This window comes from Streptococcus sp. KHUD_010, assembly GCF_040207525.1.
GTDB lineage: Bacteria > Bacillota > Bacilli > Lactobacillales > Streptococcaceae > Streptococcus > Streptococcus hominis.
On record NZ_CP157941.1, the window covers coordinates 1126381 to 1153142 of the forward strand.

Genomic DNA, 26762 nt, shown 5'->3' on the forward strand with positions numbered 1-26762 from the left:
AAATCAATATTTGATTTTCTTAGGAATGATATTAGGATAACAAGGATGGTTTGGAAAAGTTATCACAGCGTTGAAAAGTGGGTAAGAAAAAAGAGAGCCTGAGCTCTCAATGCTATATTTAGGTCAAACTACTATTGTGATTAACTAGTTCTTCAAAAATAATTTGAAATATATCCTTCTCTATAAAACTCCTTAGCATTCTTATATTTTCAAAAGAACTTACATGTTTTCTATAAGTTTCACGTAAACCACAATTTTCTATAATATTTTTATCTTCCTCTGATAGCCTTGACGTTACATTTTCAAATATATTATCAATTACCTGGAGTAACTCGCTCTCCGTTAAGTTTTGAAATTTTATTTTTAAATCAATCCTAGAGAATATAGGAAGTCCAAGTTTTTCTGCTATTTCTTTATCATTACAAAAATTTGTTGTTAAAACAAATATACAGTTAGAAACATCTACAGAGTAATTTATATCTTCCAACTCCCCTTCATCAAACATTTGATAAAAAACATTGTATAAACCAGTATTTACCTTGTCAAATTCATCAATTAAGACAATGTTTGTTTCTCTTGACAATAAATCTTTTGCCAACGAATTTTTACTATGAGCATCCCCGAATATATATTTATATGCTTCTTCAGTTTGCATCATCGAGAATTGTATTCGTGTCAATCTTCCTTTAAAGTATTCACTAAGCGTTTTAGCTAACTCAGTTTTGCCAACACCTGAATTTCCGTAAAATAACATGACAAGTGGAGATTTATCAGTAAGGGTGGTTTTCTTTAATAGACCAATTGAAACGTCTTTTTTAGCTTGCTGCTGACCTACAACATTCGAAGACAACATATGATTATATAAATCAACAACTTCTTCTTTATCAATCCCCTTATACTGTGAACAAATCTCTTCTATGACATCTTCAAACTGAACTCTCAATGAGGTTTCAATTCTTTTAGGTGGGTTTTGGATATAAAGATTTTGAATATCATGTCCTAAAAGAACAATATTATTAAAATTTGATATTACATGGTCAGTTACTGAAGCATAATCATCAGCATATATAACAACATTTTCAATTTGTTCCTTGCCAAAGCCATCTGCAATATATTGTGATGCATTTACATCATTCGCTCTCACAGTGATATTGTATTGACGAATAAGTTCCATGAATGGAGTATATCCTTCAATATCTCTCGATTTTAATAATTCATTAAAATCTCTCTTAGAACCTTTAAAAAGTACAATACTATCCATTTAATTCACCCCTGCAAGTATAACATCATAGACTGGATATTCCATATTCGAATAAGTCTTTTCATCTTCTGAAATCCCAGAAAAGGATAAATGATTACGTCGCAAATTAAACTGTGATTCAAAATCTAAATCACCAATAGTTGTTTCCCCGACTTTTATCGAATAAAGTTTTAGGGTCATTTTTGTTAAATCGTGAATTCGATAATTATTTTTGAAAGAATTGATATTAAAGCGGAAAATTCTTTCAATCTTATGCTCTTTATTATATCCTAGAAGCTCAAAATAACCTTTTATCTCTCTTATTCCAGAATTCAACTTCGAAAATGACATAGATACATTTTCCATGCCTTCTATACTTTGACTCCCCTCCATCATTTCTGAAATTGGTGCAATCATAGCAAAATAAGACATCGAATTTTCACTAATTTCTAGAGTATAGTTTTCTGTAATATCAACAAGATAGTTTTTCTTCCGTAATTCTACGGTATCTAAGAAATCGTATAATAGAGAATTTTCAAGAATTGTTTTTGCTATTTTGTTTCCTTGGATAGCACCTGAAGTAGTACTTGATACACTTACCCCACCACTTAGACCTGCCATTTTTTCAAAAATAGTTTTTAATGCACCATTTTTACCTAGCGAGACTTCCCCAGTAATCTGTGCATCAATACCTCCTTCCAATGTTGACATTAGCTCAGTTGTTTTCGTTAATTTCCCCTTTGATTCAATTTGTAAAAAATCCATCGCTGTCGATTCATCAAAATAGATTACCTTTTTTATTGTTGTCATTTCTTACTCCCAATCATATTCTTATCTACTAAGTTAGCTAATTTTTCTTTTCCCATCTTCATCATCTCTTTCTCAACCTTACTCCATTTACCGAAGAGAGATTTTTGAAGAACTTCTGCTGCTGCCCCCTCATCCGTTTCAGAATCGTAAATGCAAGTCCTATCTCTTTGATAAATTTGAATGCGGTCAAAGAGTTTATCGTTTTCTAACTCTCTTAGATTCTCAACCAAATGGTCCACAATACCATCATGGTACTCTTTAGGTGTTGCTCTAGTTTGGCTTGGATTTACTGCATAGACTTCTTCGTAACAGATTAAGGTGCTGAGATAAGACAATTCAGGCTTGGTGGCTATCAAGGCTAACGAGACTTGGTATCCCCTTGATTTTAATAGCTGTGTAGTTTTTCTTGGGACTTCCGTCGTTCTCAAAGTTCCTTCAATTAACAAATGATAGCCTTGTATGCTGAGTTCATCAACCAGATGCTCTACCATTTTTCCTGTAAATCCCTTGGTGTAGTCCACACTATCTTTACCATACTTTTCTTGCAGAGCTAAGTAATTTGGGTGCTGAGAACGATAGCTATCACCGTCAATGATAACGATATTTCCCTGAAATTCTTTTTGTTTAATTCGATGAATAGTCGTCTTTCCTGCTCCACTTTGACCACCAAGCAAGATGGCTTTAGGTTGGTCTGGAATCGTCTTTCCACGAGTTAGAGCTCGAATCGTTCGCTGTAAGGCTTTCTGAAATTCATCCTCACTAAATTCTTCCAGTCTCATCAAGCCACCACCCGATGATACACCGTGTCTAACATCCGCTCTATACCGTCTAAATAGCCATTATAACGCTCTATTTCATCGAAAGTATCAACAAGGTAAATCTTTGTATGGATCAATTCAGCCAGATCGTCGCTCATCAAAATCCAAGGATTAGTTTCGTCATCAAAAGCAATATCCTGACTATCTTGGTAGCGATAGAGTTGGGATAGAATGGCTGCTCCACGTTCTTTAATCACTTCTACTTTTAAGGTTAGTTGGTAATCTTCAACAGGTGTTAACATTTTGTCCTCCCCTACAATATCAACGTATGAAACATTAAATTTCTGACAAATTCGGTCGATGAGTTCTGTTGAAACCGTGCTAGTTCCATTTTCATATCGACTTAAGCTATTGCGTGAAATCCCAACAATTTTTGCGAATTCTGGCTGGGTTAGATCATGAGTTCTGCGTAAGGACTTAATATTATCTCCAATCATATACTGTTTCCTCCTTGTATTTACTCTTATTATACCACAAAGAACGGATAACGCACCAAAATTGGTGCATTATCCGTTCTTCGGTTTCTTTGCCTGCTTAAATTCTTCAATCCGTTTCGCCAGTTGCTCGGTGTTCAGTTTGTTCTTGACATCAGTAATGGTTTCATCTAAAGTTAGTTCCCTTGGTATAGGTTTTGAGATGGTTTCTTCTGCTCTAGTGGTCTGAGTTTTTGAATCAAAGACAACATCTAGTAATTGGTCTACCTTAAATAATTCGGCTTCAGACATCCCTGATAAGCGATGAATGAGACGTTTAAAGCTATTCTGGTTATGAGTTTTCTTTCTGAATAATCGCATAGTTTTTCTCCTTATAAAAAGCAGTCCAGCTGGACTGCTCTCGCTTATAGTTCATCAATAGCTACGGAAATAGCCTGTAGCTTTTTATTTTGAATCTTCTTTTCATCAATCAGCTGATGGAATTCTTCAATTTGCTTTTGACAAGCTGAAATGTCATTGTTGTTTTGTGCAATTGTATTCGCCAAATGTTGTTTGTAGTCACTAGTGATATTTACTTTCAGCGACTGACTTTGCTTATCTTTTTCTTCAGTCTTTGATTCTACTTTAGCTTCTGGATTCTTTTTTTGCTTTTCAAAAGCAGCCACATAATCCACTTCTTCATTTGGCTGATCATCCTTTTTATGGAAGAGTGCTGCGATTTTAGCTCGCTCTTCATTTGAAGATGTTGGTGTCGCATCGTCTAGTGGCTGATCAAAATTCCATGATTTACTCATTCTGTATCCTCATTTCTATCATTTGGGTGGAGTGGGGCTTCTTTACCAAAGGCCTGTTCTAAAGCTTCATGAAAGGATAAATGACTAGATTGTTGCCGTTTGATAAAGGTACTGTACATAACTGTTTGAAGTTGGTCACGATAGTTTTCCAATTTTTCCGTCTCTCGCGAGACTTTTTCTTCTTGTCTAGCCACTTTTTCAGCCAGACGTTCAATCACACTCATAAAACATTCCTCCTTGTCACACTCTAGCTTATGACAAGACTCTTGATTTTGTTATCACAATTCTAAAACAGTCTCTCGTTTAGGTGGAGGATGATTCCTAATGACTTGTGCTTGAACTGATTGGATAACTTCCCCTAAAGAAATTTCCCTTTGTTGTTTCACCAAATCATTCCAGTCTGACTTGGTTTCAAATCCCTGTAATGGTGGCAATTCTTGAACGATTGGAATACCTTTCTCTGACAATTTCTGACAAAAGTCTCTCCCGGCTTCATCATTATCAACTGCCAATGTTATCATTTCAGGGTGTTCATTAAAATAGGGTGTCGTATCTTTGATGGCATATAGGTAGTTGGTTAACCGATTAGGTGTGACGGTGTCTAAAAAATCTAGTTTCCCTTGTTCCTCTGCTGCTAGACGCAAGACTTGGTATGCAATCACTGAAAGTTTTAAGCCTTCCATTGAAACCAGGCGAACATCTGATAGCTGCTTTTGATGAAGCTGATAATAGCTCATCATATCAATAACCGATTCACAAAAGATGAGTCGATTAGGTTTGCCAACATCAAAACTAATACCCACATGACCATGAGACCCCTTCATGATTTTCTTCAAGTATCCTCGATCATGTCTTTGTTCATTTTTGACGAGACCTTGAAGGCTTGCTCCTTCTAGCTGACCATGGTGGTTGTAGCTCTTAAAGACAAGGACAGATTCCTGAAAGGTCTTTGTCTGGTAACATGCTTGAGCCAAGATCCCTTTTCTACCGAAGGCATTAATAACATCATCACTTAATCCACGAACCTGGGTCAAGTAAGTTCTTGCTTGCTGAAAAGTTTCTTCAGGCAAATAATAACGAAAATGTCGATAAGTTTCTTCTATCGTTTTAGCCTGTTTAAAATCTCCAGTTTCAAGATAGGACACGGCTTCTTTGAAAGAAACACCTGCCACTAACTGAACAAAGTCAATCACATCTCCTTGTATATCTCTTGAAAACCATTTGAAAGTATTGGTATCGGCAAAAATCCGAAAGGAATCATGTTCTGGGTGTTCATAAACTTGTCCTGATAAACATCTAAAGGAATAACCCAGACTCTCAGCCACATCTAAAATGGACTTTTGTTTTACTGCTTTAATTATTGTCATCTCATCTCCCTATCAAAAAAGCAGAAGAATCTCTCCTGCTAGTTTGTCTCATGTGTGGTATCTCCTTGAATGTTTGGAATACTAGAGTTAGCCCCATCGGTAGCTTCTTTTAAGTTCTCTAGTTTTCCATTACAAATGGTTAGATGATTAACCAGGAGCTTGTCTGAAACCTTGGAGTAGGACAACTTAATCGTCTTAGTTTCTGTCTGAGTAGTTCGTTGTTGCTGCTTACTCAAATCAGATACATAGGTCACTTGATAGGATACTTCTGCAAGTGCTTCATTTTCTTCTGTATCGACGTAGATACTAGCTGATTCAAATCGGTAGTCAAGCATGTAATCTTTATAAACTTGATTGATGGCTTCTTTCTGATTTGCTTCTTCTTCTGAAAATGCCGAATCAGTCATGTAGGGCTTAATACGAGTGTTATTTTCACCTAGCTGAACTTTGGTATAATACCGTGTCAAAAACTCTTTAACAAGCTCATCTGATAAGATCGTTGCTTTTTCTTCCTGCCTTTCCTTTGTCACTAGCTTATTTGCTTCTGCTCGTATTTGGTGCTCAGTTTGCTTTGAAACGGATTGTGAGCCAATCGTATAGCCAATCATGACCATAAAACTTACTGCGACTAAACCTCCTACTCCAATCAGAAATCTAGCCTTTACTTTATTTAACATGGCTTTCTCCTTTATAAGTGATAGCCACATCATATCAAGATTAACTTGGAGATTTTATCACAAGAAAAAGGACTACCAATTGGTAATCCTAAGTATTAAGCTACCCTTTTTCTCCATAATCTAATCATCAGAGTAAGGAAGAATAAAAAGTTTGATGCAATATAAAATCCTGTAAAACTCCAAATACCATTGGTGGCTAAATCTTCTGTATAGAGATTTCGTTCTGTGAAGAAGAGGTAAATCCCAAAAATTTCCATAAAGGCCAAGCTTCCAATGAGGCCGATAAGAACTAACCCTGTTGCAGCCTTTACAATCTGAAATAAAACAATAAAGATTAATCCTAATGCGGTAATAAGAAGAGAGCTTTGTAATATCTGTTCCATCATGTCTTGCACCTCTTCCTAAGTCAATTGCTTACGGTAATAATCAGCTTGTTCCTTGTCGAGTTCATCTAATTGACTAACTAAATCAAGGTATTCTGCTTTTGTCACCTCATCTAAGTCTGGAAAGTCATTCTCACGAGTTGTGATGATGACCTCTAATTGACTAGTGATTTCTTGTTTTGAAAAGCTATAATCAAGGGTCTCATCTTCATACTGTTCTTTTAAGGATTGGTAGTTTTCTCTATCTTCTGGTCTTGTAAATCCTTGTGCTAACCATTCTTCTAGTTGATAACGCATTTCTTCGACTGTTTGGGTCATGGTCTGTTCTCCTTTTGTGATTTCTTGACTTCATTTTACCGCGTTCAAAAATATTTGTCAGCCTTTTTCTTAAATCTCAAGAGCTATTTGTTGCTGTTTTTGATGTTGTGTGCCTTCATTAAACTTGGCCAGTGCTACATCAATTTCCTCGATTTCAGCTTCTTGTTCTACCAAGGGTGCCAAAACATCATACTTAGCCTTTACAAGCTGATAATCCTCTTCTTTTGGAAAGACTTTCTCAACTTCAACTTTCGCTACTTGTAACTTATCTTTTAGGTTCTTTACCATCTCTTCTGTCTTTTCTTGGTCATCAATAATATGGTCAATGGCATTATTAATCCGTTGAATAGTTCCCACGTCTGATTTCAAATCAAGGGCGACTGTATATTGATTATCTCCTACAATCATCAAAGAAATAGTCTCTGGTAAGGGCTCACTAGGACCTCGAGTTGTCATTTTTAAATCAAATCCTCTAAATGTGGCAAGAGTTCTGACTTCCTTTGTCTCTGAACGGTTATAGGTAATGAGTTTTCGGAGATAGTCCCCTGCTTCAGCACGATTGTCCATTGCTTGATTGTCAAATCGCATGACAAAGTCTAAGTGCTTAGTTGCGAGGGATTGAGCAATATCCTTATCATATTGACTCAATCGTTTTTCCATGATAGGGAGGTACTTCTCGCAATAGGAAACGGTATGGCGGTATTCATCTTTGGAGCGGTTAAAGGCTCGTTTTTGATTTTCTAATACTGTCAGTTCATTTTCCAACTCCATTTTGAGTTTGAGATAGGGATTACCAGTCGCTAAAGCCTTAAAGTCAGAAGCCGTCATGGTTTGTTCGTCTATATCTTCTGCTGCTCGAATAGGTTCTTTAGATGTCATAATTTGTTTAATATAACGCAACTTATTTTCCTGTGTTGCCCACAAATAATTATCAAAAGAACCTTTCGTAATATAATGATAAATCTCTACATTTTGGTGCAGATTACCTTGTCTAATCAAACGTCCATTGCGTTGCTGGATGTCAGAGGGACGCCAAGGAACATCCAAATGGTGGACAGCTTTCATTCGTGATTGCACGTTTAAACCAGTTCCGCCCTTTTCCGTTGAAGCCATGAGAATCCGTACTTCTCCGCTATTGACCTTTCTAGACAGTGAGTTTTTCTTTTCATCAGTATTGGCGTCATGGACAAAGGCAATCTGGTCTTTTGGAATCCCTCGATCCACAAGCAAGTCTTTGAGTTCATTGTAAACATCAAAGCCCTCTTCCTTACTCTTTGGCGTTCCAATATCAGAGAAAATCATCTGAGTGGCTTTGTCTTCTGCTCCTTCACGGTAAATTCGCTCGACATTATCGACCACTTGAAGGATTTTCTGATTGTCCGCTAAGGTATAAGCAGGGTCAATGAGACGCATATCAATAGCTAGTTTTCTGGCTTCGCCGGTTATCTTTAACATATTATCAACGCTAGGATCTACACTACCTGATTTGATAGCGTCTGAACGCTCTACCAGTTCTTCTAAATAGTATTTCTGGGCTTCTGTCAACTCGCTTTCCACCGCAATTATCTTAGCTTCTGGTACAGGTAAATCCAACATATCAGAAGTTTGAATATCGGCAGTCTCCTTGTAGATTCGCATAAGTTCAGGAAGATTGACAAATTTTTTAAACCGTTTCTTAGGCTGGTACTTATCTCCTGTTGGGGCTAATTCCATAGAGTTCTCGATATTCCCAAAAGCTCCAACCCACGAATCAAAATTGGATACTTGGTATCGCTCTAAAACATCTGGTTGAATGTAATTCATCATGGTGTAAAGTTCGCTGATAGAATTGGATACGGGTGTTCCTGTCGCAAAAACGACATTTCTATCTCCATGCTCTGCCTGAACCTGTCTGACCTTCATCTCCATATCCACGTTCTTTTTAGAAGTGGTATTGGTGATTCCAGCTACATTCCCAAGTCCAGTGATTGGACGGATATTCTTGAAGTGATGAGCCTCGTCCACAAAGAGAAAATCTATGCCTAGATTTTCAAATTCAATAAAGGTATCTCGCTCCAGTTTTTGGAGTTCTTCCAACTGGTGCTCTAATCCCTTGATAGAACGCTCTGCTTCTTTAACTGTATAGTTATTGTCACTACCTTGTTTGATTTCTCTTAGCTGCTCTAACTTATCCTGAATATAAGTCAACTGTTTTTCCTGACTCATGGGGATCTTTTCAAACTGGGAATCCCCAATGACAATAGCATCGTAGTCCCCTGTGATAATGCGAGAGACAAACTGCTTGCGTTTGGCTTTGGCAAAGTCTTTCTTGGTCGTCACATAGACCTTTTTCGTTGGAAAGAACTTCATGATTTCTTGACCAAACTGGGCGGTCAAACTAGAAGGAACCACATAGAGAGGTTTATGCACCATACCAAGTTCTTTCAGTTTAAAGCCTGCTCCCAGCATGGTTAAGGTCTTTCCAGAACCGACTTCGTGAGCTAGTAGGGCACGTTTTTCTTCCACAATCCGTTGAATGGCATTCTTTTGGTGAGGACGTAAGGAGATATTCTGGGCAAGCCCATCGATGGCTAAATGACTGCCATCATAGACCTTGGACACTGTTCGATTATAGAGGCCGTTATAGGTGTCTTCAATCATCTGCTGCACTTCTGGGTACCTTGCCACAAAGTCTTGAAACAACTCTTGAATTTGGTTTTCCTTGGCACGAAGAACTGTTGTTTTCTCCACATCTGTCACATTCTTTTTCTTGTCTCCTTCAACAATTTGTTTTGTGATGGTCGGTTGATTGGAATTAAGGAGGTTTTCAAAGATTTTTCGACCACTATCATAACGAGAACCTGAAACACCCAGACTTCTATCCGTTGCCGTAGAATAGGTATAGGCAAACTTAGACTGGTAGGAAATTGTTCCATCAAGAGGACTGACTTCAAGGACTGTCGCTACTTCTTGGCCAGAGAGTTCATAGGCTTTGCCCATAAAGGTTTCTTGGGCAAATTTTCCATAAACGGCTAGAGGAATCCAACGTGAGCCAATCCGATAATCAATATCAGCTAGAGTGACACGTTGTGGTCTAACCTCTTCTAAGAGAGCTTGATAGTGTTGCCAAGGAAAATCAGAATTTTCTTGCTTAATGAGTAAGTCCACAATTTCTAACTTAGTCACCACATCCCCTGATAAGAAATCCTGACGAGACACATAGACCACTTCTCCGTTTTGGAGATAGCGTTTTGGGTCAGGAATAATGGCATCTCCCAGTTCTTCAATCAAAGTAGCTTTGGAATCTGTGTGATAAATAGACATCATGTAATCCAAATCCACTCCACGCCCATCTGCTAGGCTGGAATTGAGAGCATCAAGTGCTGAGGTAACTTCTGTCACTTCTCTTTCAGGACGAACCAGAGCTTTTTCAAAGGCAAGCGACTTAGTATAGATAATCGTTTTTCCATTTGGGTCAAGACTTTCATCTTCTAAACTAGCAAGGAGCGAATACTTATCATCACTATCAAAAAGATTGCGGTTTACAGCACTATTCAAATAACCATAGCGTTTGACAAAGCTATCATAAACATGATTGAGTTTGCCTAACAATTGATTAAATTTCTCCTTATCGTAGTCATAATAGCGTTGAATGGCAATGACTTCTTGATAAGTATTACGAATGTCCACCATTCCCTTAATCCGTGCCACTGCCTTATCTGATAGCGGTGCTTCATAAAAGACCGTTTTTTTGAAATATCCCTTAAATTGTCCTCGTTTTGCTGTTTCCTCGGTCACATAGACATCAAGAGCCGTACTATCCGTCACCTCTAAAGCATTAAAGCGGTCAATCTGCTTTTGGGAATGCTTGCTGTCCCAGGCTTTAAAGTTTCCATCTTCATCGACATAATAGCTGATTTCTTCCGTCTTGGTTCCCACTCGAATACCTTTGTTATCTCGATAGTAAACCGTAGAATCCTGATAGCCAAAACTGTATTGACCAAGATTCTCTCTCATTTCAGGTGGAATGGAGGTATCAATAACTAGTTTGGCCAGTACATCTGGGTTGATGATGATTTCAGAAGCATCTACCATTCTTGGTGCCTTGACCTGTTCCAGAGCAGTCTGAACATCTCCTATCAGGTTATCAGAACTGCCCTTAACAGAAAGAGTTCCACCGTTAAAGTTTCTGACTTCATAGGTTCCTAGAACTTGGCGATTGTATTCTCCATCAAAGTAAGGATTGAGCCAAATGCGGTCATCCTTGTCATAACGAACGGAACCTGAAAAGGCTAGGTCAGCTGCCACATATCCTTTGTCCAAGTGCTTCTGGAAGAACAACATATCTGTTGTAACATTGGTTCCTGCAATGGCCTTAAAAGCAGTATCTGGTAAACGCACACCACCAAGAAACTCGGTTGTCTCACGAATATCTTGAAGAATATTCTCCGTCCGTTTATCCATGGTTCCTGTGGAGGAGATAATGGTCACTTGCCCACCATCATGTACCAAATCAAGCGACTTCTTCACAAAGTAGTCATGAATCATATAAGGCTTATCGTACTTGTTATCTGCAATCCGAATATTAGCAAACGGTACATTTGAAATTACCAAATCAAAGCTATTATCATTAAAAGCAACTGTCTCAAAACCTTTGACTTCAATATGCGCATTTGGATGAAGGTGTTTGGCAATAGCTCCTGTAATGGTATCTAACTCCACACCGTATAACTCACTTTTTTCTCTCAAATGTTTGGGCATAGCCGCAAAGAAATTCCCTGTTCCCATGGAAGGATCTAGGATTTTACCACCTTTAAAGCCATCTCGTTCCAACTTATCCCATATCTGACGAATAAGGGCAGGATTAGTGTAATAAGCTGTTAGAGAGGACTGTTTCATATCCGAATATTCCTTATCGGATACTAAATTTTTTAGTTCTTCACGTTCTTTAGAGAACTTAGGATTATAGTCATCAAAGAAATCGTTAGCAAGTCCACCCCAACCCACATATTTGGCCAAAAGTTCTTGTTCACTCGGAGTCGCTTGTCGTTGTTCTGCTTCAAGTGTTTTCACAAGACGAATGGCAGCAATATTCGTCTCCACCTTATCTCTAGCTGTCTTAGGGTAAAACTCTGTCAGATCTTCTGGAAAGTGAAAATCAACAGCAGGAATGGTTTCAACGACATCAGCTACCTCTGAATCAGTCTCCATCTCAATACTTTCTGGTACTTTCTCTTCTATTGCATTGACTGGTTGTGCTGTCATCATCACTTTAGAAACTGGATCTTTTTGTTCTTCCATATCCATAAAGGAAAAGAGGTCTAATTCCTGACTGGTTTGCTCCATCTCTTCTTTTTCTTCGACAGAAGGAACATGGAGAGCCTGGGTGATGTCGTCTAGTGTCTGGAAGAAAAGGACTGGATTTTGTTCAATGAGATAGGAGAAATCATTTTGTAATTCAATCCGAATCAGGTTATTAACTCCTGACTCTTCTATGGCTATCACCTTAAAGTCTTGTCCCTTATAAGTTACCATAGAGTCAAGGGGAAAACGTTCAAGAGCTTCTTGTATGATAGGATTGTTGGGGGTTGGCTGAGGAATGGACATGTCAGCCTCAGTTTGAATAAAGGTGTCCCTCCAGTCTTTAAAGACAAGGTCTGGAGTTTCCTGTTTTTCTGCTTCAAAAGTTCTAGCTTCTTCCAAAGATAAGTCTTCGTGTAAAAAGCCATAAGCAACTGGTCTTAAATCTTCCAAATCCAGCTGACTGGTCAAGAAAAATTCAACCTTTTCATGGCTAAGTCCCATCTGAAGCAATTCTGTCGCAAGAGCTAGTTGAGTTACTGTGGCTTTGGGATAGCCACCTAATAATGCAAGGTCCGCATTTTCCAAACGGAAGCGACCTGCTGCGTCCAATAAAACGCTGACTTGGTCTGGCTCAAACTGAAACAAATCAATCCCAACCTGATTCAATATCTCTTGATTTTCAGTCCTGATAGCTTGACCAATCTTTTCTAATTCCTTTTCTTCGATTTTAGTCAGTGTTCGTTTCAGATCATAGGCACTACCATCAGCCTCTAAGTAGGTGAGCAGTTGCTTTCCCTCATAGACTGGTATCATTTCCATCTCATGATCAAAATCCCCACGTCTAAGGTTCGGAAGTTTAGGAAGGTCGTTTCGTACCTGGTCAAAATGGCTCAGTATCTCAAATTTCTGAGTCAGATTCAATTTCTCATACGCTGGTAAGTGTTCCGTTTGTCCCGTTCGAAAATCCAGTTGTGACAGGTCTTCGTCAAGGCTTGCAATCATGATAAAACCTTCTTCTCGAAAAGTAATCTCTTGAGGTGGTTCTGGTCCCATGATTTCTTTCTCTTCTTCAATAGCTTTTGGTTTCACTGCCTCTGCTTCTGGTTCATAGCTCAAAAGAAATTGTTCAATATCACGACTGATACGATCAGACAGGTTATTAGCCACACGGTACACATTGACTAAGTTTGCGGCTCTGCCTTTTTCCAACAGAGAGGATACTGAAATGGACTGATAAGCTCCTTCTTGGTCTAAGAGTTGAAAGCGAGTCGCCAGGTTAAAGAGGGCAACCTCAATTACCAAGGCTTTCTCATTGGTTGATAATTGGGGCAACTTATTTAGTCCAGGCTGACCAAAGGTTTGCGTATAGGTACGTAAGTCATGAGCTGCTTCAAATGGACTAGCTGCCACGAAGGCAGAGACATCCGTCTCAAACTGAACCACTTGAACAGGTGGTTTGACCTCTCCCCTATGGGTCGTAAAGTGTTGGATCAGACTGTCCCAGTCCTCATCAAAATGGGCTGCCTGATAACATAAAAAGGATTCCAAAAGAATATGGTCACGTGGCAATCTTGCCCGCAACATCTCTAGTAAGTGTTCTTGATTCATGCTTCTCTCCAATCGAAAATGGGCTGAGAAATGTTCTCAGCCCACTGCTTTAATCTAGGACCAAGGCTCTTTGGTCTTTTTCTTGTGGCAACTTATCCATTAAAGTCGTCACATACTGTTGTAAGAAATGGCTTCTCTGGTCTAACAAATCTTTCTGCAAGGCAATGTAGGTCACATCTCCAAAATAATCTTGGCTAGTTAGAGACAAGTCCTTTTGGATAATGTCTTGCAAGGTTTCTAAGGTGAGAGACGAATAATCGTCCTCATCCAAAACCTCATACCGAGCAAGGGTGTCTGAAATGTTGTTGGACGCTATCACTTCCATGATGAAACTAGCTCCCTCCCCTGTTAGATAGAGTTTATCTAACAAATCGGTCAGCTCTTCTTGAAGCTGTTCCTGATATCCTTCTGCCTTTAGGCGTAAATCATCACTAACCAAAGGCAAGTCATCTATTGCCATAAAGTCACGATAGAGGGTATCAAGTAGTGACATATTATCAACACTTAACTCCATGGCTAGAAAGGCTTTAACCATATCTTCATAGTTTTCTCGCGTGCCATCTCTGAAAATGTCTTAGAAATGGTTTCATAGTTCCAAGTCATAGCTTCTCTCCTTACGCTGATGTTGAGTTGGCCATAAACCTTGTTGTACTTCTTCAAGATCCGTTAGGCCATCACTATCCGTGTCACTGCTCAAGGGATTGGTTCCTCGATCTAGTTCCACAGCGTCCGTTAAGCCATCCTGGTCAGAATCCGTATTGTAAATTGTTTTTGGTTTCATCTAGTTGTCCTCCATTTTCCGCTTTGAAAAGCCATAAGCTAGACCGAGAAGAAGTCCTCCACCAACAAGCGTCAAGAGAGACTGACTCTCCCCTGTATTTGGGAGAACACTAGCAGGAACTGGCGGCTCAGGAGTCTCAACTGGTGGTTGTGATGGTGTTGGCTGATTTGGAGTTGGTGGTTCTGGTTCAGGAGTGTGCGTCTTAACGGTGTTTGAACTGATGGTATAACCATTAACAGTATGAAGCACTGTATTTTCCACCTCACCTGAAGCGATTCGTTTCATCTGCAAGTAAACATCTGCTTGAAATTCAGATTTTTCTGCGAGACCTTCTAAAAAATCTTTATCAAAGCGAATGGTGACTGTGCCTTTTGAAGTATCCACCTCTTGTAGCGTGTACTTGGTCACTTCTGTACCTTTTGGTAGAACACTTCCATCTTTTAGAGTGACATCCACCAAAGTATAAGCCTTATAGACACCGTTATAGGCATCGTGACTTTCATCGTAATCATCGTTAAAACGATAGTCAATGAGCGGTGTCGCACGATTAGCTGGAATGCGTGCCCCTACTAAGCGATAGTTAAAGACCTGATTCATAGCAAGACTTTTGCCGTCAAGGCTCTTCTTTTGAGACAAATCAACCACCACATCTTTTTGTGGATCTAGTTTTGGCACATTATTGACCACGGTTTCTGTCACGTAAGCCAAGCCAAAATCAATCTGATAAGCCGTATTTTCATACTTGCCACCAGTCTTTGTCAGCTCATTCTTAATGGTCATCGGCAGTGTCACGACTAAGGTTTGACCTGTTTTAACATAAGTCTCATAAAAGGCTTTAGGATTATCGGCACTTAAGACTTGAATGGCTCCTTTGGGTGTAAACTGGCGTTTGGCCATAGCTTCTTGAATGACTTTGGGGGCTTCTGATAGGTTGGCGTAGGTTTTAACAGAGACACCTTTGACAAGATTGCCTGACTTATCCATGATGTGAACACCATCTGGATTTAAAGTCAGAGCTTCTTCGGGATAGTCATCTACCATATAGAAACCTTTAGCAAGGGTATCATCTGTCACTACCAAGTCCTTGTACTGACTGTAATCCAGAACCATTTTATAGTAATTGATGGTATTAGGAAGAATGGTCTTGCCATCAATTGTGCTGCCTGCTTTATTAGTATTAAACTTGTGTGGAGTAACTTTGGGTACATGATTAGTCACCGTGTTGGTCTTATAGGCTTGCCCAAAGTCCACTTGATAAGCCACATTATCATAAGACTTCCCTGAATGAAGCATGGATTCCCGAACGGTCATAGGCAGTGTAATAGTAATGTTTTGTCCCTTAGTCACATAAGTATCATAAAAGGCTTGAGGGTCTTCTGCTATAAAGACTTGGAAGGCTCCTCTAGGCTCAAACTTTCGTTTAGAAAGGGCTGCTTGTAGATTTTTAGGCGCTTCTGATAAGCTAGAATAAGTTTTCACCGTAACACCTGATACTGCTTTACCATCAGATGTGGTTAGCTGAATAGCTGTTTCATTTGGTAATAGGGCTTCTTCGGGATAATCATCTACAAAGTAAAACCCTTGTGCAATTTGAGCCTTATCTGCTTTAATGCCTCGGTATTGGTCCAAGTCCCATGACATCGTATAATGGTTTTTAGTTCCCACAAGCATGGGCTTCCCATTGATGTCCACCTTATCCTTATTCAGGTTTTGTTTCTTAGGCTCTGGAGAAACGAGGGTATTGGTCACTTCCTTGGTTTCGTAGCCATTGCCAAAATCGACTTGATAAGCCTTATTCTTGTAGTTAACAGTTTGACCATAAAGACTCTCTTTAACGGTCATTTTGGTTAGCAGTTCCAATGAAGTTCCTGTTTTAACGTACTGGTCATAGAAGGCTTGATTATCGTGAGGCATGAAAACTTGAAAGGCCCCTTTTGGTGTGATCTTGGCACGAGCCAGTTTGTCTTGAAGGTCTTTAGGAGCATCCTTTATAGAAGCGTAAGCTTTGACAGAAATTCCTGACACAGACTTGCCATCACGAGTGGTGATGACTGTTCCCTGATCCACTAAATCCAGCACATCTTCAGGGTAGTCGTCCACAAAGAAGAAGCCACGTGCAATGGTCTCTTTAGAAGAGCTATCTCCCTTGTATTGGTCTAAATCCCAAGTCAAACGGTAGTGATTGGTGGTTCCTAAAGCAACCACGGTATCGTTAATGACGACACCGTCCTCATTTTCATTGCGTTTCTGAGGTACAATGTGGCTGGTCGTATCTCCATCACCTGGTGTCCGAATGGTTACAACATTTGAAGTGACGGTATAAGCATTTGGTGTTCCCTTGTTCATCAAGAGCTTATAGCTGTTGGAATAAGTGGCCCCATCATTTTGAACAGTTCCATAAAGTTTTGGGGCGGTCAGTTGATAAACCTTGGTTAAGTCTTTATTAACCTCCTGCAACAAGTTTTCCTTGGCAGTTAAGGTCACAAAGTTCTTTTCTTGATTAAAGGTCACCTCATAGTTTCCGTTCTCCACTTGTGTTTTTTCCTTATCAAACACATAGCCTGCTGGCAGGTAGTCTTCGAAAGTAAGGCTTGTTGTTTTGGCACGATTGGAAGAAAAAGCGTCTACTGTCAGTGGGTAAATAACAGTTGAAGCCTTTGCGACTGTTTTGCCATGAAGATTAGTTTGGTCTGTATTCACCACTTTTTTCATAATTTCGGGCGTTGTTGTCAGACGGTAGTCATGGTAGTGAACCATTGGCACTTGTGGTGCTTTGGGCAAGGGTTTTGAAGTAGGAATTTTCGGCAAAGTGACCTTTGTTAAGGTCAAGCTAGGTTGTGTCACTTTCTCTAGTGGTTTCTCTTTAAAAGTCACAGGTAGTTCGGGCGTAAACGTCTTTGGTGTGAAAGTTTTTGGCACCACCTTAATCGGATCAGGTACGGGATCCAGTTTTGGGGTCACATATGGTTTGGGACGATATGGTTTAACAGTTCGTGCGACGGGCAAAGTATTTAAAGCAAACCAATAGGTCTTTCCACCCACCTGCATTGGCATGTCTCCCTGCCCAAAAGTCACTGTATAGGTATTCCCTGATGTGACGGTTGAGACAATCGCACCTTTATAGGCATAACGACTAGACGTAGTATCCCATTCCTCTGGCAACTTCAAGTCACTGGCACGGTTTGAACCTAGTGAACGAGCCAAGCCTTCATTTGTCACTTGAATCGTTGAGCCATTGATAGGCACAAATTTACCAGACGAATTCTTCACATATTCCAGACCGATATCATTATGATTCAGTGAGGAATGGGTAAAGACACCTGGTTTTTCCTTGGTGAAAGCTACTTGCGTTCCATCTTCCAAAAAATACTTGGCTTTGACACGGAACTCCATCTTATCGGTTCGCCAATTTCCTGTTCCATCATTTCGGTAAGCAATAAAACCTTCTGTTGGATCGTTTGGCACGACTAACTGTACTGCATTGGTGCCAGTTGGTGAAACAAGATTAGTAATATCATAAGTGATACGACTAATTCTCTTCCCATCAAATCGGGCATTTTGTAAGTTTTGATAAGTGAAGCTTAAGGTTTCACCTGTCTTAAAAGAGTCATATACAAAGAAACCTGTGGAATCTAAAATGTTAGAATAGCCTCCAAGCATTGCATCGCCTTTCGCAATAATACGGTCTGGATTGCGAGTAGTTGCGCCATGTCTAGCCTGCGGCTCACCATTATTCAAGTTTAGAGCTTGAGCAAGGGCTTCTGAAATATATCCCTCTTCCCCTTTTGAAATCTCCGCTAAATCACGCTTGTAGCGGTTCAGTTCTTTTGCGTTATAAGCGTCAATGGCTTCATTTTCTTTCTTTGCGGCTTCTTCTTTTTCCTTGTTGCGTTTGGTGATAGCTGCAATTTCATCCGCACGATCTGTGGCCAATTTCTGTTGGTTGTTATTGTACTTATCAACAGCAGCTTGACCTGCTTTGTTTTCGTCATCAATCGCTTTTTGTCCGGCTTGATTGCGTTTGTCAATCGCTTCATTATCAGCCTTGGCCTTAGCTAGACCAGTTTCATTTTCCTTTTGAGTAGCAAAGTTCTTCGCAACAAGGACGTCTGCGGCTTTTTTCTTGGTCACATATTCTGCAAGATTCTCCTTATTTTTCTGATCAATAGTAGCTACTGAAGATATGTAATCCTGATAGCCTGAAACAGTCGAGCCATCTCCTGACGATACCGTTTGAGTCGTTACGGTCACATCAGCAGACTTATCTTTACTTTTCAACTTCGAAATTGTGCTATCCACCAAACTGTTTGAGCCATTTCCTGCTTGAGTCGCTTCTTTGTGACTGGCCTCTAACGCAGCATTCCCATTTTCAATACGTGTTTTATCTTGCTCATAGGTTGCTTTAGCAGATTTGTAGTTCTCTGTGACCGTAGAAATCTCCTCAGCTTGTTTGGTAGCATCTGCTTCAGCTTTAGCTAATTGTTGGTTAGTCTCACTAGCTGATGTCGTGTTGCCCAAATCCATCGATTGGTCCTGAACAGTCTTGACACCTTCTGCTTTCGCTTGATTGACAGCTTGGGTTACTGTATCATGAGGAACCGTAACCGTGATAGCACCGTCTGTTTGACCAGTTGAATCAAGACGCTTCGTCTGTTCCACAACTGGTGCTGGCTGTGCTTGAGGCAAATTGGTTGCAGGATTTTCCGTTCGTTGAATGATGTTATCCTGTGGTGTCGTTACTTCGTCAGCCTGCGCCACTGCACCACCCCATGCGACAATAGCTGTGACCATTGTTCCAATAGCTACCGAACAAAGCGTACGATACTTCTTACTTTTACGAAAGACATGCTTCTCTGCTTTTTCCTGATTCACTAAAAAGTGATGATGACATTGTTTTGTCATAACTAATCCTTCTTTTCTTTTGATAAGTAGCAACAAACTGTCACTCTTTCCCCATCATAAAAAAGAAGCCTTGATTTTGGTATCACATCAAGTAAGAGAATAGTAAACTGTATGTATAACATCTAAAAATGTTGCTTTTGTGCCGTAAAAATGTTAAAATTGCGGTACAAAAGCAACAAAGAAAGGGTCGAATATGTCTAAAAAAGAATTGTTACTTGAGTACTTAGACAGTCACAATGGCATGATTACTCATAGAGATTGTAAAAAATTAGGTATTCCAACCATTTATCTAACTAGACTAGAAAACGAAGGGGTTATCTTTAGGGTCGATAAAGGAATCTATCTGTCCTCTAGTGGAGATTATGATGAATACTATTTCTTTCAGTATCGTTACCCCAGAACTGTTTTTTCTCATATCTCTGCTCTTTATCTACAGAGACTTACAGATGAAATTCCTCAATATTTTGAAGTAACAGTCCCAAGGGACTACCGTTTTAGGAATACACCATTAAATTTAAATATCCACACTGTTTCTAAAGACATTGTCAACCTCGGGGTCACCAGTGTAAAAACTCCAATGGGAAACACCGTTAACGTTTATAATTTTGAACGTGTTCTGTGTGATTTTATCCTTAATCGAGATAGCATTGATGCTGAGCTATTTGTTAAAACACTTCAAACTTATAGCAACTTCCCTAAAAAAAATCTCTCAAAGCTCTATGAATATGCTCAAAAACTGAATATCTTAGATGAAGTTAAACGAACCTTGGAGGTACTACTATGAATAAAGCAAAATTAACAGCACTCTGCCATAAAATATCGAAGAATACTGGATTAACTTTTAATTCCGTCATGACCTATTACTTTCTTGAAGCTATTCTGAAAAAATTAAGTCAGAGTTCTTATTCGAATCACTATATTTTTAAAGGTGGGTTCCTACTTTCAAACGTCATTGGGGTCGAATCTCGTAGTACGGCGGATATTGACTTCCTGTTTCATAAACAAACTTTATCAGAAGAAAATATTCAACAACAGCTTGAAGAAATTTTAACTGAATCGAAAGATGGTATTCAATTTTCAATTCAATCCATAACAGCTATTAAGGAAAGCGATGATTATGGTGGTTACCGAGCAACCATTTTATGTCAACTCGAAAATATTAAACAAATTATCCATTTAGATATTGCGACTGGAGACATTGTCACACCTTACCCTGCTACCTATGACTACAAAGCCATTTTTGATGATGACAATTTTCCAATCATTGCTTATACGATTGAAACAATCTTAGCTGAAAAACTCCAAACCATTTATTCACGAAATTTCTTGAACAGTCGCAGCAAAGATTTTTACGATGTCTATATCCTTTCAAAGCTAAAGAAAGATGACATTGATTTTTCACAATTAAAAATTGCTTGTGAAAGAACCTTTTCCTATCGTGAAACTGAACTCGATTTCAATAAAATCATTGAACTACTGGAGAGATTCAAATCTGACTCTATTCAACAGCAACAATGGCAAAATTATTCAAAAAAATATAGCTATACAAAAGACATTCTATTCACAGATATACTTAATGAGATTATCAGCCTCTTGATAGCTCTCAATTCTAATCATAACGTTTAAGTCGTGACTGAAAGACTTTAAAGCTAGCAGCTGACCTTGCCATAAAAAAACAAAAAGAATATGCTAACATTTTTATACTTTGTTAGCATATCCTTTTTATTTCGTTGTGTAGGCAAAACTGATGGTACTATCCACTCCTGATAACTTGCGGAAGGTATAGTTGGGATTGCCATTATAGTTGGTCTCTGAGATAAGAAATGACCCATCTGGATAAACTTTCTCAATAAATGCCACATGCCCGTACTGTCCACCCGCAAAGGAGACAATCGCTCCTGCTTTAGGGATGGTTCCTGTTTCACCACCGAGACTAGCCGCAGTTCGTACCCAATCTTGACCATTGCCCATGGTATTGATAATCGGAATTTTCTCACCATTTCTGCCTTTGAGTTTCAATCCTAATTGGTTAATCCGTGCAGCCACTCCCCATGTACATTGACCGTAGGCATAGCCCATACCATCACCACCACCTGGGATAGAATTGTCATAGAGGTCACCACGAACAGCTTCCAAAGCTTTGGGATCACTTTGGGCAGTCCCACCATTCGGCTGGCTAAACCCTTTTTCGATTTGGTAATACCACTCGGTTGCTCTGGTTTGGCGCTCTAAGAGCTTATCTCCACTATTTCCTTCCCAATAAATGAGAAAGAGTTGAGCAAGGTTTGCTGGACTTCCTGAATGTTTGAAAAAGTCCTTTAACCAGTTGGTGTAATAGGGACTATCCCCATGCAACATGAAGTCCAGTTGTAAGCCTAAGTCATACCACTTCTGATTCTTTCGTTTGGCATATTCTAACAAAAGTGTGTGACGGCGTGACCCATCAGCAGTATCTGTCCACTGTCCTAGCCCTAGTCCACGTCTCAAGATATTAGGGTAACGACCGTTATAAATGGCTGGACCACCCAGAGATAGCCACCCCTCATCATCCCAAGAGTTTTCTCTTGCCCCAACTGGAGGAGATAGGTAGTCGCCTTCAGCTCGTTTGGGATTGATAGAGGATTCTACCGACCAGTTTCCTAGGACAGCTGCGATGGCTTGATTGGTCGCTCCTTGACTTCTCAGGTACTCATAGATCGCTTTCGCTCTCGCAAACTCATCCCCGCCAAACTGACCAATGGCTGGTATAATAGTGGTTTGAAGCTGAATCACTTTAGGAAAGTAAAAGGCTGGATTGACATAAACCAACTTGTCCGTGTCATCATCCACCTTTTGATAGGTGACTTTTAGCCCCGTACCATCTTTAGTTTGGCCAATAACCTCTCCTGCTTGGACTCGCTGACCAGCCGTCACTCGACCAGTATGAACATTATAAAGAGTGAGTTGAGCTTTGTTTAGTCCTTTGCCTGATGTGAGGATAATATTATCCCCATCAAGAGAGACTTTCCCATCCATAGGTGCCACAATCACTTGGTTCTCTTTAGCCTCTAAAGTGATGTGATGATGAAGCATTGGTTTCTCATCCATCACCTCGTAGCCATAGCGAACGGTCATGGTTAGAGCGTCATCTTCCGTTTGTCCTTGAAAGAGATTCTCCAATTCCTGAAGGGAAAGGTAAGTTCCTTCCTCGCTTAATTCCTTCAGGTCTGCTCGTTCTTCATCTGAGAGTTTATAAAGAGGATTTTTAGTTAAGTCTGACATGGACTGAATAGATGAGCCACCATTTAAGTCCTGCCAAAGCTGACTCAAATAAGCTTGATAGGTTTGAGGACTTTCTTCCATCACTTCGTCTAAGGCATAATCCTGATACTTATGATTCATGAAGGCCATGACCTCATCAATCTTAGTGTAGTAGGTAATGCCTTTATCATTGGTTCTCGTGTGCTCCGCATCCTCCCAGGTCAGATGGGTATAACTCTTGGTCAACTCTATCTCATCTTGTTGGATGAGACTGGTTCCTGAAATCCCCATGACAAAACTCATCATGAGAAGAAACAGAAACAACAGGCCTGATACCACCCAAGTCATGGGATTTGTGATAAGAGCTGAAAAGAAGGTCAGGCTCCCCTTAATGGCTTGGATTATTTTTGAAAAGCCTGCAATACCTTGCTTCCCAGCCTGTTTAAGAAAAGTTTGGTAACGTCTTCTTGGCTTTAAAGGTTTTTGGCGTTTCCAGCCTTTCCCCTTTTTAAAGTTCTGATACCGTTCCTTGCCATGAGCAATCTTGTTTTTGACAAAACGATGTCCAGTCTGCCCACCTTTCACGACGACTTTTCCAGATTGATAGGTAAATCTAGCATAGCGTCTGCCTTTCAGACTGGTATCTTTTAGGGTTCTAAGACCATCTAAATCATCGTCTTGAGCAACTACATCTAGCGATTCGGACGCTAGAAAACGCAACCCTCGTTTAACTTTGGTAGAGGTTTTCTTGGCCTTATGAGCCTTTTTGAGCTGATGAACCTCACGTTTGGCGGAAGTGACTTCTTTTTCTGCCTGAAGGCGGTCAAAATTTTTCTCTTTTTGGAACTGAAACCGTGAAGTTTTCGTTTCTTTTGACTCTTTGAGATAGGTAAACTTAGGATTGACAGTTTTCTCTTTTTCTTCTAGCTTGACCTCTGCCAAGTGTTTTTGGGCAAGCTTCAGACGATTTCTTGCTTGTGGGAGACGGTACTTTCTTATTTCCTTTGCCTTTAACCATCTGGGAGATACATAGGCGATAGACTCCTTAAAAGATTCTGTCGCAGCTGTTTTTTCATCTTGATAGGCTTCTTTGAGAGTTTTCTTCTGTTCTTTTGCTTCTGCTTTCTCAGCTCGTCTGGTGAGAAAGCGTTTCTTAGGGAGAGCTATTTGTATGGCTTTCTTCTCCCTACGGTAATGAATTCGGCTAGACTTTAAACTGCTTTGAAAGGTTTTTCGTGCAGCTTTAAGGGTTTTCTTATCTAGTATCATTTGTCAAGCCTCATCTTTTCTGGATCGGTACTCATGATGTCAAAGAGCTTGGTTTGGTGTGGAATCTTATTCCTGAATGGTACAACTGTTGAGCCAGCCTTAATGAGACCTGCTCCCTTTTCAGGATTAACCAAGTATTTCTCTAACTCCTTGGATAAACCTAAGAGGTGAACCAATTCTTCTCGGTCATTCTTAGCCTGTTTTAGGAGAATCATGAATTCGCTATTCGCGATAATGCGTCTGCCATTGGCATCAAGAAGCAGCGTTTCCACATTCTGCGTAATCCCTGTTGGCGTTGCCCCATACTTCCGAACCCGACTCCAGAGTTTGAAGAAGAAATCAGAAGCGTACTTATCCAATAACAGCAGCTGCATTTCATCAAAGTAAATCCAGGTTCTCTTCCCTAGTTTTTGATTCTTCACCACACGATTCCAAATCTGGTCAAAAATCACCATGAGGGCAATTTGTTTGAGTTCATCGCCCAGCTTTTTGACATTGTAAATGAGGAAGTGGCTATCGGTTTTGATGTTGGTGCGGTGTGAGAAAATATCTAGAGAACCTTCCACATACAGTTCCATATCAAGAGCCAAGTCCTTCGCTTCTAGTTCAGGTTGCTTGGAGAGGACAAAGACCCATTCCACCAAAGACGGTTCTTGAAAATGCTTATAGGTCAAGCGTGTCACACGGTCGATTAGTGACTTCTCACGACCATCTATTTTGCGGTCCAACAATTTCCCAATCCAAGACAGGAGAAATTCTGACTTGACCTTAACAGGGTCTTCATCCATATTCTCATCTGACAAGTCTAGGACATTCAAGAAAGTGGTGGAGTCAGGCGCAATGTCAATGCTTTCCCCACCAAAGGCTTGACCGATGATGCTGTACTCATTTTCAGGATCGACGATGATGATTTCGGTATCATTATCCGCTTCTTTTAATTTAGTCGAAATAATCTCATGTTTTGTGGCCATGCCTTTCCCTGAACCTGATGTCCCTAAAATTAGACCTGATGGGGTATTGAGTTTCCCACGGTCAATGGTAATGATGTTACTTGAAATCTGATTAATCCCGTAAAATTTTCCACCTTTGTCCTGAATATCAACAGAAGTCCAAGGTGAGTTGACGGCAATATTCGAGGTTAAGAGAGACCGAGAAACACCTTCAACATAATTCTTCCCAAAGGGTAACAGACTATTAAAGGCAGCTTCCTGCATATAAGTCAGATTATCAATGATGAGATCATTTGAGCCGGCCACTTGTTTGACAATGTCTAAGGATTGGTTCAGCTGATCCTCATTATCCGCAAAGACCCCAATCAAAAAAAGGGTGTCAAAGAGCTTGTCTCCAGTCTGTGTCATAGTTTTAAGCAGCTCATCAGCTTCATCAATGTTACTTTCAAGCACCTGACTAACCTTTTCCAAATAAACACCAGATTGTGCCATCTTTTGTTGCTCGCCAATTTTTTGTGATTCCATCAAGGTTTTCTTGGTTCGGAGTTTCTTCATGGCCTCTGACTTGGCTGAGCCTTTGGCATGCAGGCTCATCATCACTTCCAAATCCGACTGTATTAAATCACGAATAAACTTGTCCCCTAACTCCATACCGTAATCCCGAACATAGACAATCTGTAAGAGTCGATTGTCTATTTCAATATGATTTTTGTGTTTGAAAGATAAGCTTGGTGGTGCAATAAAATGTTTGGTGGTTTGTCCTGAACGCACGAGGTCTTGATAAGTAAAGGGCAGATGGTTTTCTCCGCGTAACATATCGGCCAGGTGATTGGCTCGTTCTTCTCCTGTCAAGAGGTTAAAGCTAGCCTCGATTTCTGAAAGACCACTCTTGAAGTATTCTCCAATTTGAGACAGAGAGCGGTAAGCCAGTTTAGGCGTTTGGTCACTTTTCCCAAAAGAAATCAACTTGATAGCTGAAAAATTATTCTTTCCTGCTTCTAAGTTAGAATCCATCATACTGTTGAATTCCTCACGGTAGGGATCAAAACCATCTTCATGTAAGGGATAAAGGACACTTTTTCGGAATTGTTCCAAGTTGACCTTCTTGTTAAAGATGGTCAGTTGGAAATTTGTTTTATCGTCCAGCGAATTGATTAAATCTGAATACTTCTCAACAATAGCCCCCTTATCCTCCAATCCCACGGTCTGGTAATTGACATCCCCTAAGAGATAGGACTGAGAGAAATAATCTGGTCTTACCTGCATAAGGCCATTGGGAAAGAGACCTTGATAAAAAAGAGTATTAACGGTTGTTGGTAGAACCTCCTGTTTCTTTGGGGTTGTCTTTTTGACCTTAGAAGAGGTCTTTGGTTTCATGAAGTGTTTTAAGTTTTTCATGGTGAATTCCTTTCTGTTCGATTAGGGTGCGGTCTGGTACCGTCATCTCGTAATGAAAACGGTATTTTAAATAGGTTTCAAAGGGGAGATCATTAGGACGATAAACCCCAAATAACATGAGGGGGATGGTAAACGTAAAAACAAATCCATAGACAAACCAGTCCCCAAATTGCCAATAAAAGAGATTTAACCCTAAGACAAGGATGGTGATGGCAATAGCTGGCAAGACAAAAATGACTTGCCGTGTGGTAAAACCTAACCAAGCCCTGTGTTGAACCTTTGTAACGTCCTTAAAAACACGTGTATTCATAAAATAGTAACTCCTTCTTTGATAAAAGGACCAAGATGGAAATCTTAGTCCAGTTTAAATTGTTTTGTGACTTTGACACAGTAGGCGTCTGAACTCTCTACGCTAGTTCCTAGCTATGACAGTTCTAGTCGTCCTTGCGGAGGTCGGACAACGAAATCGACCGTAAAGCAGTACCTTGTT

General features: G+C 39.9%; 19 protein-coding genes and 1 pseudogene. 2 read left to right on the forward strand and 18 right to left on the reverse strand.

What is annotated here, in order from left to right; translation table 11 throughout:
- Window positions 1-118: 118 nt before the first annotated feature.
- The 15 genes and pseudogenes from ABKA15_RS05600 to ABKA15_RS05670 all read right to left on the reverse strand — a co-directional run bounded on the left by ABKA15_RS05600 (window position 119) and on the right by ABKA15_RS05670 (window position 19415).
- Complete coding sequence (locus ABKA15_RS05600; RefSeq protein WP_049512049.1) at window positions 119-1261, reverse strand: AAA family ATPase; 1143 nt, start codon at window positions 1259-1261, stop codon at window positions 119-121.
- A complete protein-coding gene (locus ABKA15_RS05605; protein ID WP_049476721.1) occupies window positions 1262-2050 on the reverse strand; it encodes a DUF6414 family protein in 789 nt (262 codons plus the stop codon). It abuts the gene before it with no gap.
- Window positions 2047-2829 carry a type II toxin-antitoxin system toxin PezT gene (gene pezT / locus ABKA15_RS05610; RefSeq protein ID WP_049512047.1) on the reverse strand — a complete coding sequence of 261 codons (783 nt, stop codon included), beginning with the start codon at window positions 2827-2829 and terminating at the stop codon, window positions 2047-2049. The genes ABKA15_RS05605 and pezT overlap by 4 nt, the downstream gene beginning before the upstream one ends.
- Window positions 2829-3305: a type II toxin-antitoxin system antitoxin PezA gene (gene pezA / locus ABKA15_RS05615; RefSeq protein WP_049512045.1), complete on the reverse strand. Its 477-nt coding sequence runs from the start codon at window positions 3303-3305 to the stop codon at window positions 2829-2831. Before pezA ends, pezT begins: the two co-directional genes overlap by 1 nt.
- A gap of 69 nt (window positions 3306-3374) precedes the next feature.
- A complete protein-coding gene (locus ABKA15_RS05620) occupies window positions 3375-3662 on the reverse strand; it encodes a hypothetical protein (RefSeq protein WP_049476718.1) in 288 nt (95 codons plus the stop codon).
- Window positions 3663-3706: 44 nt separating this feature from the next.
- Window positions 3707-4096, reverse strand: a complete 390-nt coding sequence (locus tag ABKA15_RS05625; RefSeq protein WP_049512043.1) for a DUF5945 family protein — start codon at window positions 4094-4096, stop codon at window positions 3707-3709.
- A complete protein-coding gene (locus ABKA15_RS05630; protein ID WP_007520115.1) occupies window positions 4093-4320 on the reverse strand; it encodes a DUF5965 family protein in 228 nt (75 codons plus the stop codon). The genes ABKA15_RS05625 and ABKA15_RS05630 overlap by 4 nt, the downstream gene beginning before the upstream one ends.
- 54 nt (window positions 4321-4374) lie before the next feature.
- The gene (locus ABKA15_RS05635; RefSeq protein ID WP_049512042.1) at window positions 4375-5463 is read right to left on the reverse strand and encodes a DUF3991 domain-containing protein; all 1089 of its coding nucleotides are present in this window, start codon (window positions 5461-5463) and stop codon (window positions 4375-4377) included.
- A 38-nt stretch (window positions 5464-5501) separates the two neighbouring features.
- Complete coding sequence (locus ABKA15_RS05640) at window positions 5502-6140, reverse strand: hypothetical protein (RefSeq protein WP_024052550.1); 639 nt, start codon at window positions 6138-6140, stop codon at window positions 5502-5504.
- Between the two features lie 95 nt (window positions 6141-6235).
- Complete coding sequence (locus tag ABKA15_RS05645) at window positions 6236-6526, reverse strand: DUF5966 family protein (RefSeq protein ID WP_024052551.1); 291 nt, start codon at window positions 6524-6526, stop codon at window positions 6236-6238.
- Window positions 6527-6541: 15 nt separating this feature from the next.
- On the reverse strand, window positions 6542-6841 hold the full coding sequence (locus ABKA15_RS05650) for a DUF5962 family protein (RefSeq protein ID WP_350015317.1): 300 nt from the start codon (window positions 6839-6841) through the stop codon (window positions 6542-6544).
- Between the two features lie 69 nt (window positions 6842-6910).
- Window positions 6911-13732 carry an SNF2-related protein gene (locus ABKA15_RS05655; protein ID WP_186832697.1) on the reverse strand — a complete coding sequence of 2274 codons (6822 nt, stop codon included), beginning with the start codon at window positions 13730-13732 and terminating at the stop codon, window positions 6911-6913.
- A gap of 49 nt (window positions 13733-13781) precedes the next feature.
- Window positions 13782-14335 (reverse strand): annotated as a pseudogene (locus ABKA15_RS05660) (hypothetical protein).
- On the reverse strand, window positions 14319-14513 hold the full coding sequence (locus tag ABKA15_RS05665; RefSeq protein ID WP_049512032.1) for a thrombospondin type 3 repeat-containing protein: 195 nt from the start codon (window positions 14511-14513) through the stop codon (window positions 14319-14321). The pseudogene ABKA15_RS05660 and the gene ABKA15_RS05665 overlap by 17 nt, the downstream one beginning before the upstream one ends.
- Entirely contained in the window at window positions 14514-19415 is a 4902-nt protein-coding gene (locus ABKA15_RS05670; RefSeq protein ID WP_049512283.1) for an SspB-related isopeptide-forming adhesin, read from the reverse strand.
- 193 nt (window positions 19416-19608) lie between these two features.
- On the opposite strand from ABKA15_RS05670, the gene ABKA15_RS05675 reads away from it, so the two are divergent.
- A complete protein-coding gene (locus ABKA15_RS05675; RefSeq protein WP_049512029.1) occupies window positions 19609-20199 on the forward strand; it encodes a type IV toxin-antitoxin system AbiEi family antitoxin domain-containing protein in 591 nt (196 codons plus the stop codon).
- A complete protein-coding gene (locus tag ABKA15_RS05680) occupies window positions 20196-21041 on the forward strand; it encodes a nucleotidyl transferase AbiEii/AbiGii toxin family protein (protein ID WP_049512028.1) in 846 nt (281 codons plus the stop codon). The genes ABKA15_RS05675 and ABKA15_RS05680 overlap by 4 nt, the downstream gene beginning before the upstream one ends.
- 96 nt (window positions 21042-21137) lie before the next feature.
- Here the strand turns inward: ABKA15_RS05680 and ABKA15_RS05685 are convergent, their stop codons facing one another.
- The 3 genes from ABKA15_RS05685 to ABKA15_RS05695 are packed head-to-tail and all read right to left on the reverse strand — an operon-like array spanning window position 21138 to window position 26582.
- On the reverse strand, window positions 21138-23924 hold the full coding sequence (locus tag ABKA15_RS05685) for a phage tail tip lysozyme (RefSeq protein WP_186832700.1): 2787 nt from the start codon (window positions 23922-23924) through the stop codon (window positions 21138-21140).
- On the reverse strand, window positions 23921-26272 hold the full coding sequence (locus tag ABKA15_RS05690) for a VirB4-like conjugal transfer ATPase, CD1110 family (RefSeq protein WP_350015318.1): 2352 nt from the start codon (window positions 26270-26272) through the stop codon (window positions 23921-23923). The genes ABKA15_RS05685 and ABKA15_RS05690 overlap by 4 nt, the downstream gene beginning before the upstream one ends.
- The gene (locus ABKA15_RS05695) at window positions 26229-26582 is read right to left on the reverse strand and encodes a PrgI family protein (RefSeq protein ID WP_037613260.1); all 354 of its coding nucleotides are present in this window, start codon (window positions 26580-26582) and stop codon (window positions 26229-26231) included. Before ABKA15_RS05695 ends, ABKA15_RS05690 begins: the two co-directional genes overlap by 44 nt.
- Window positions 26583-26762: the final 180 nt, after the last annotated feature.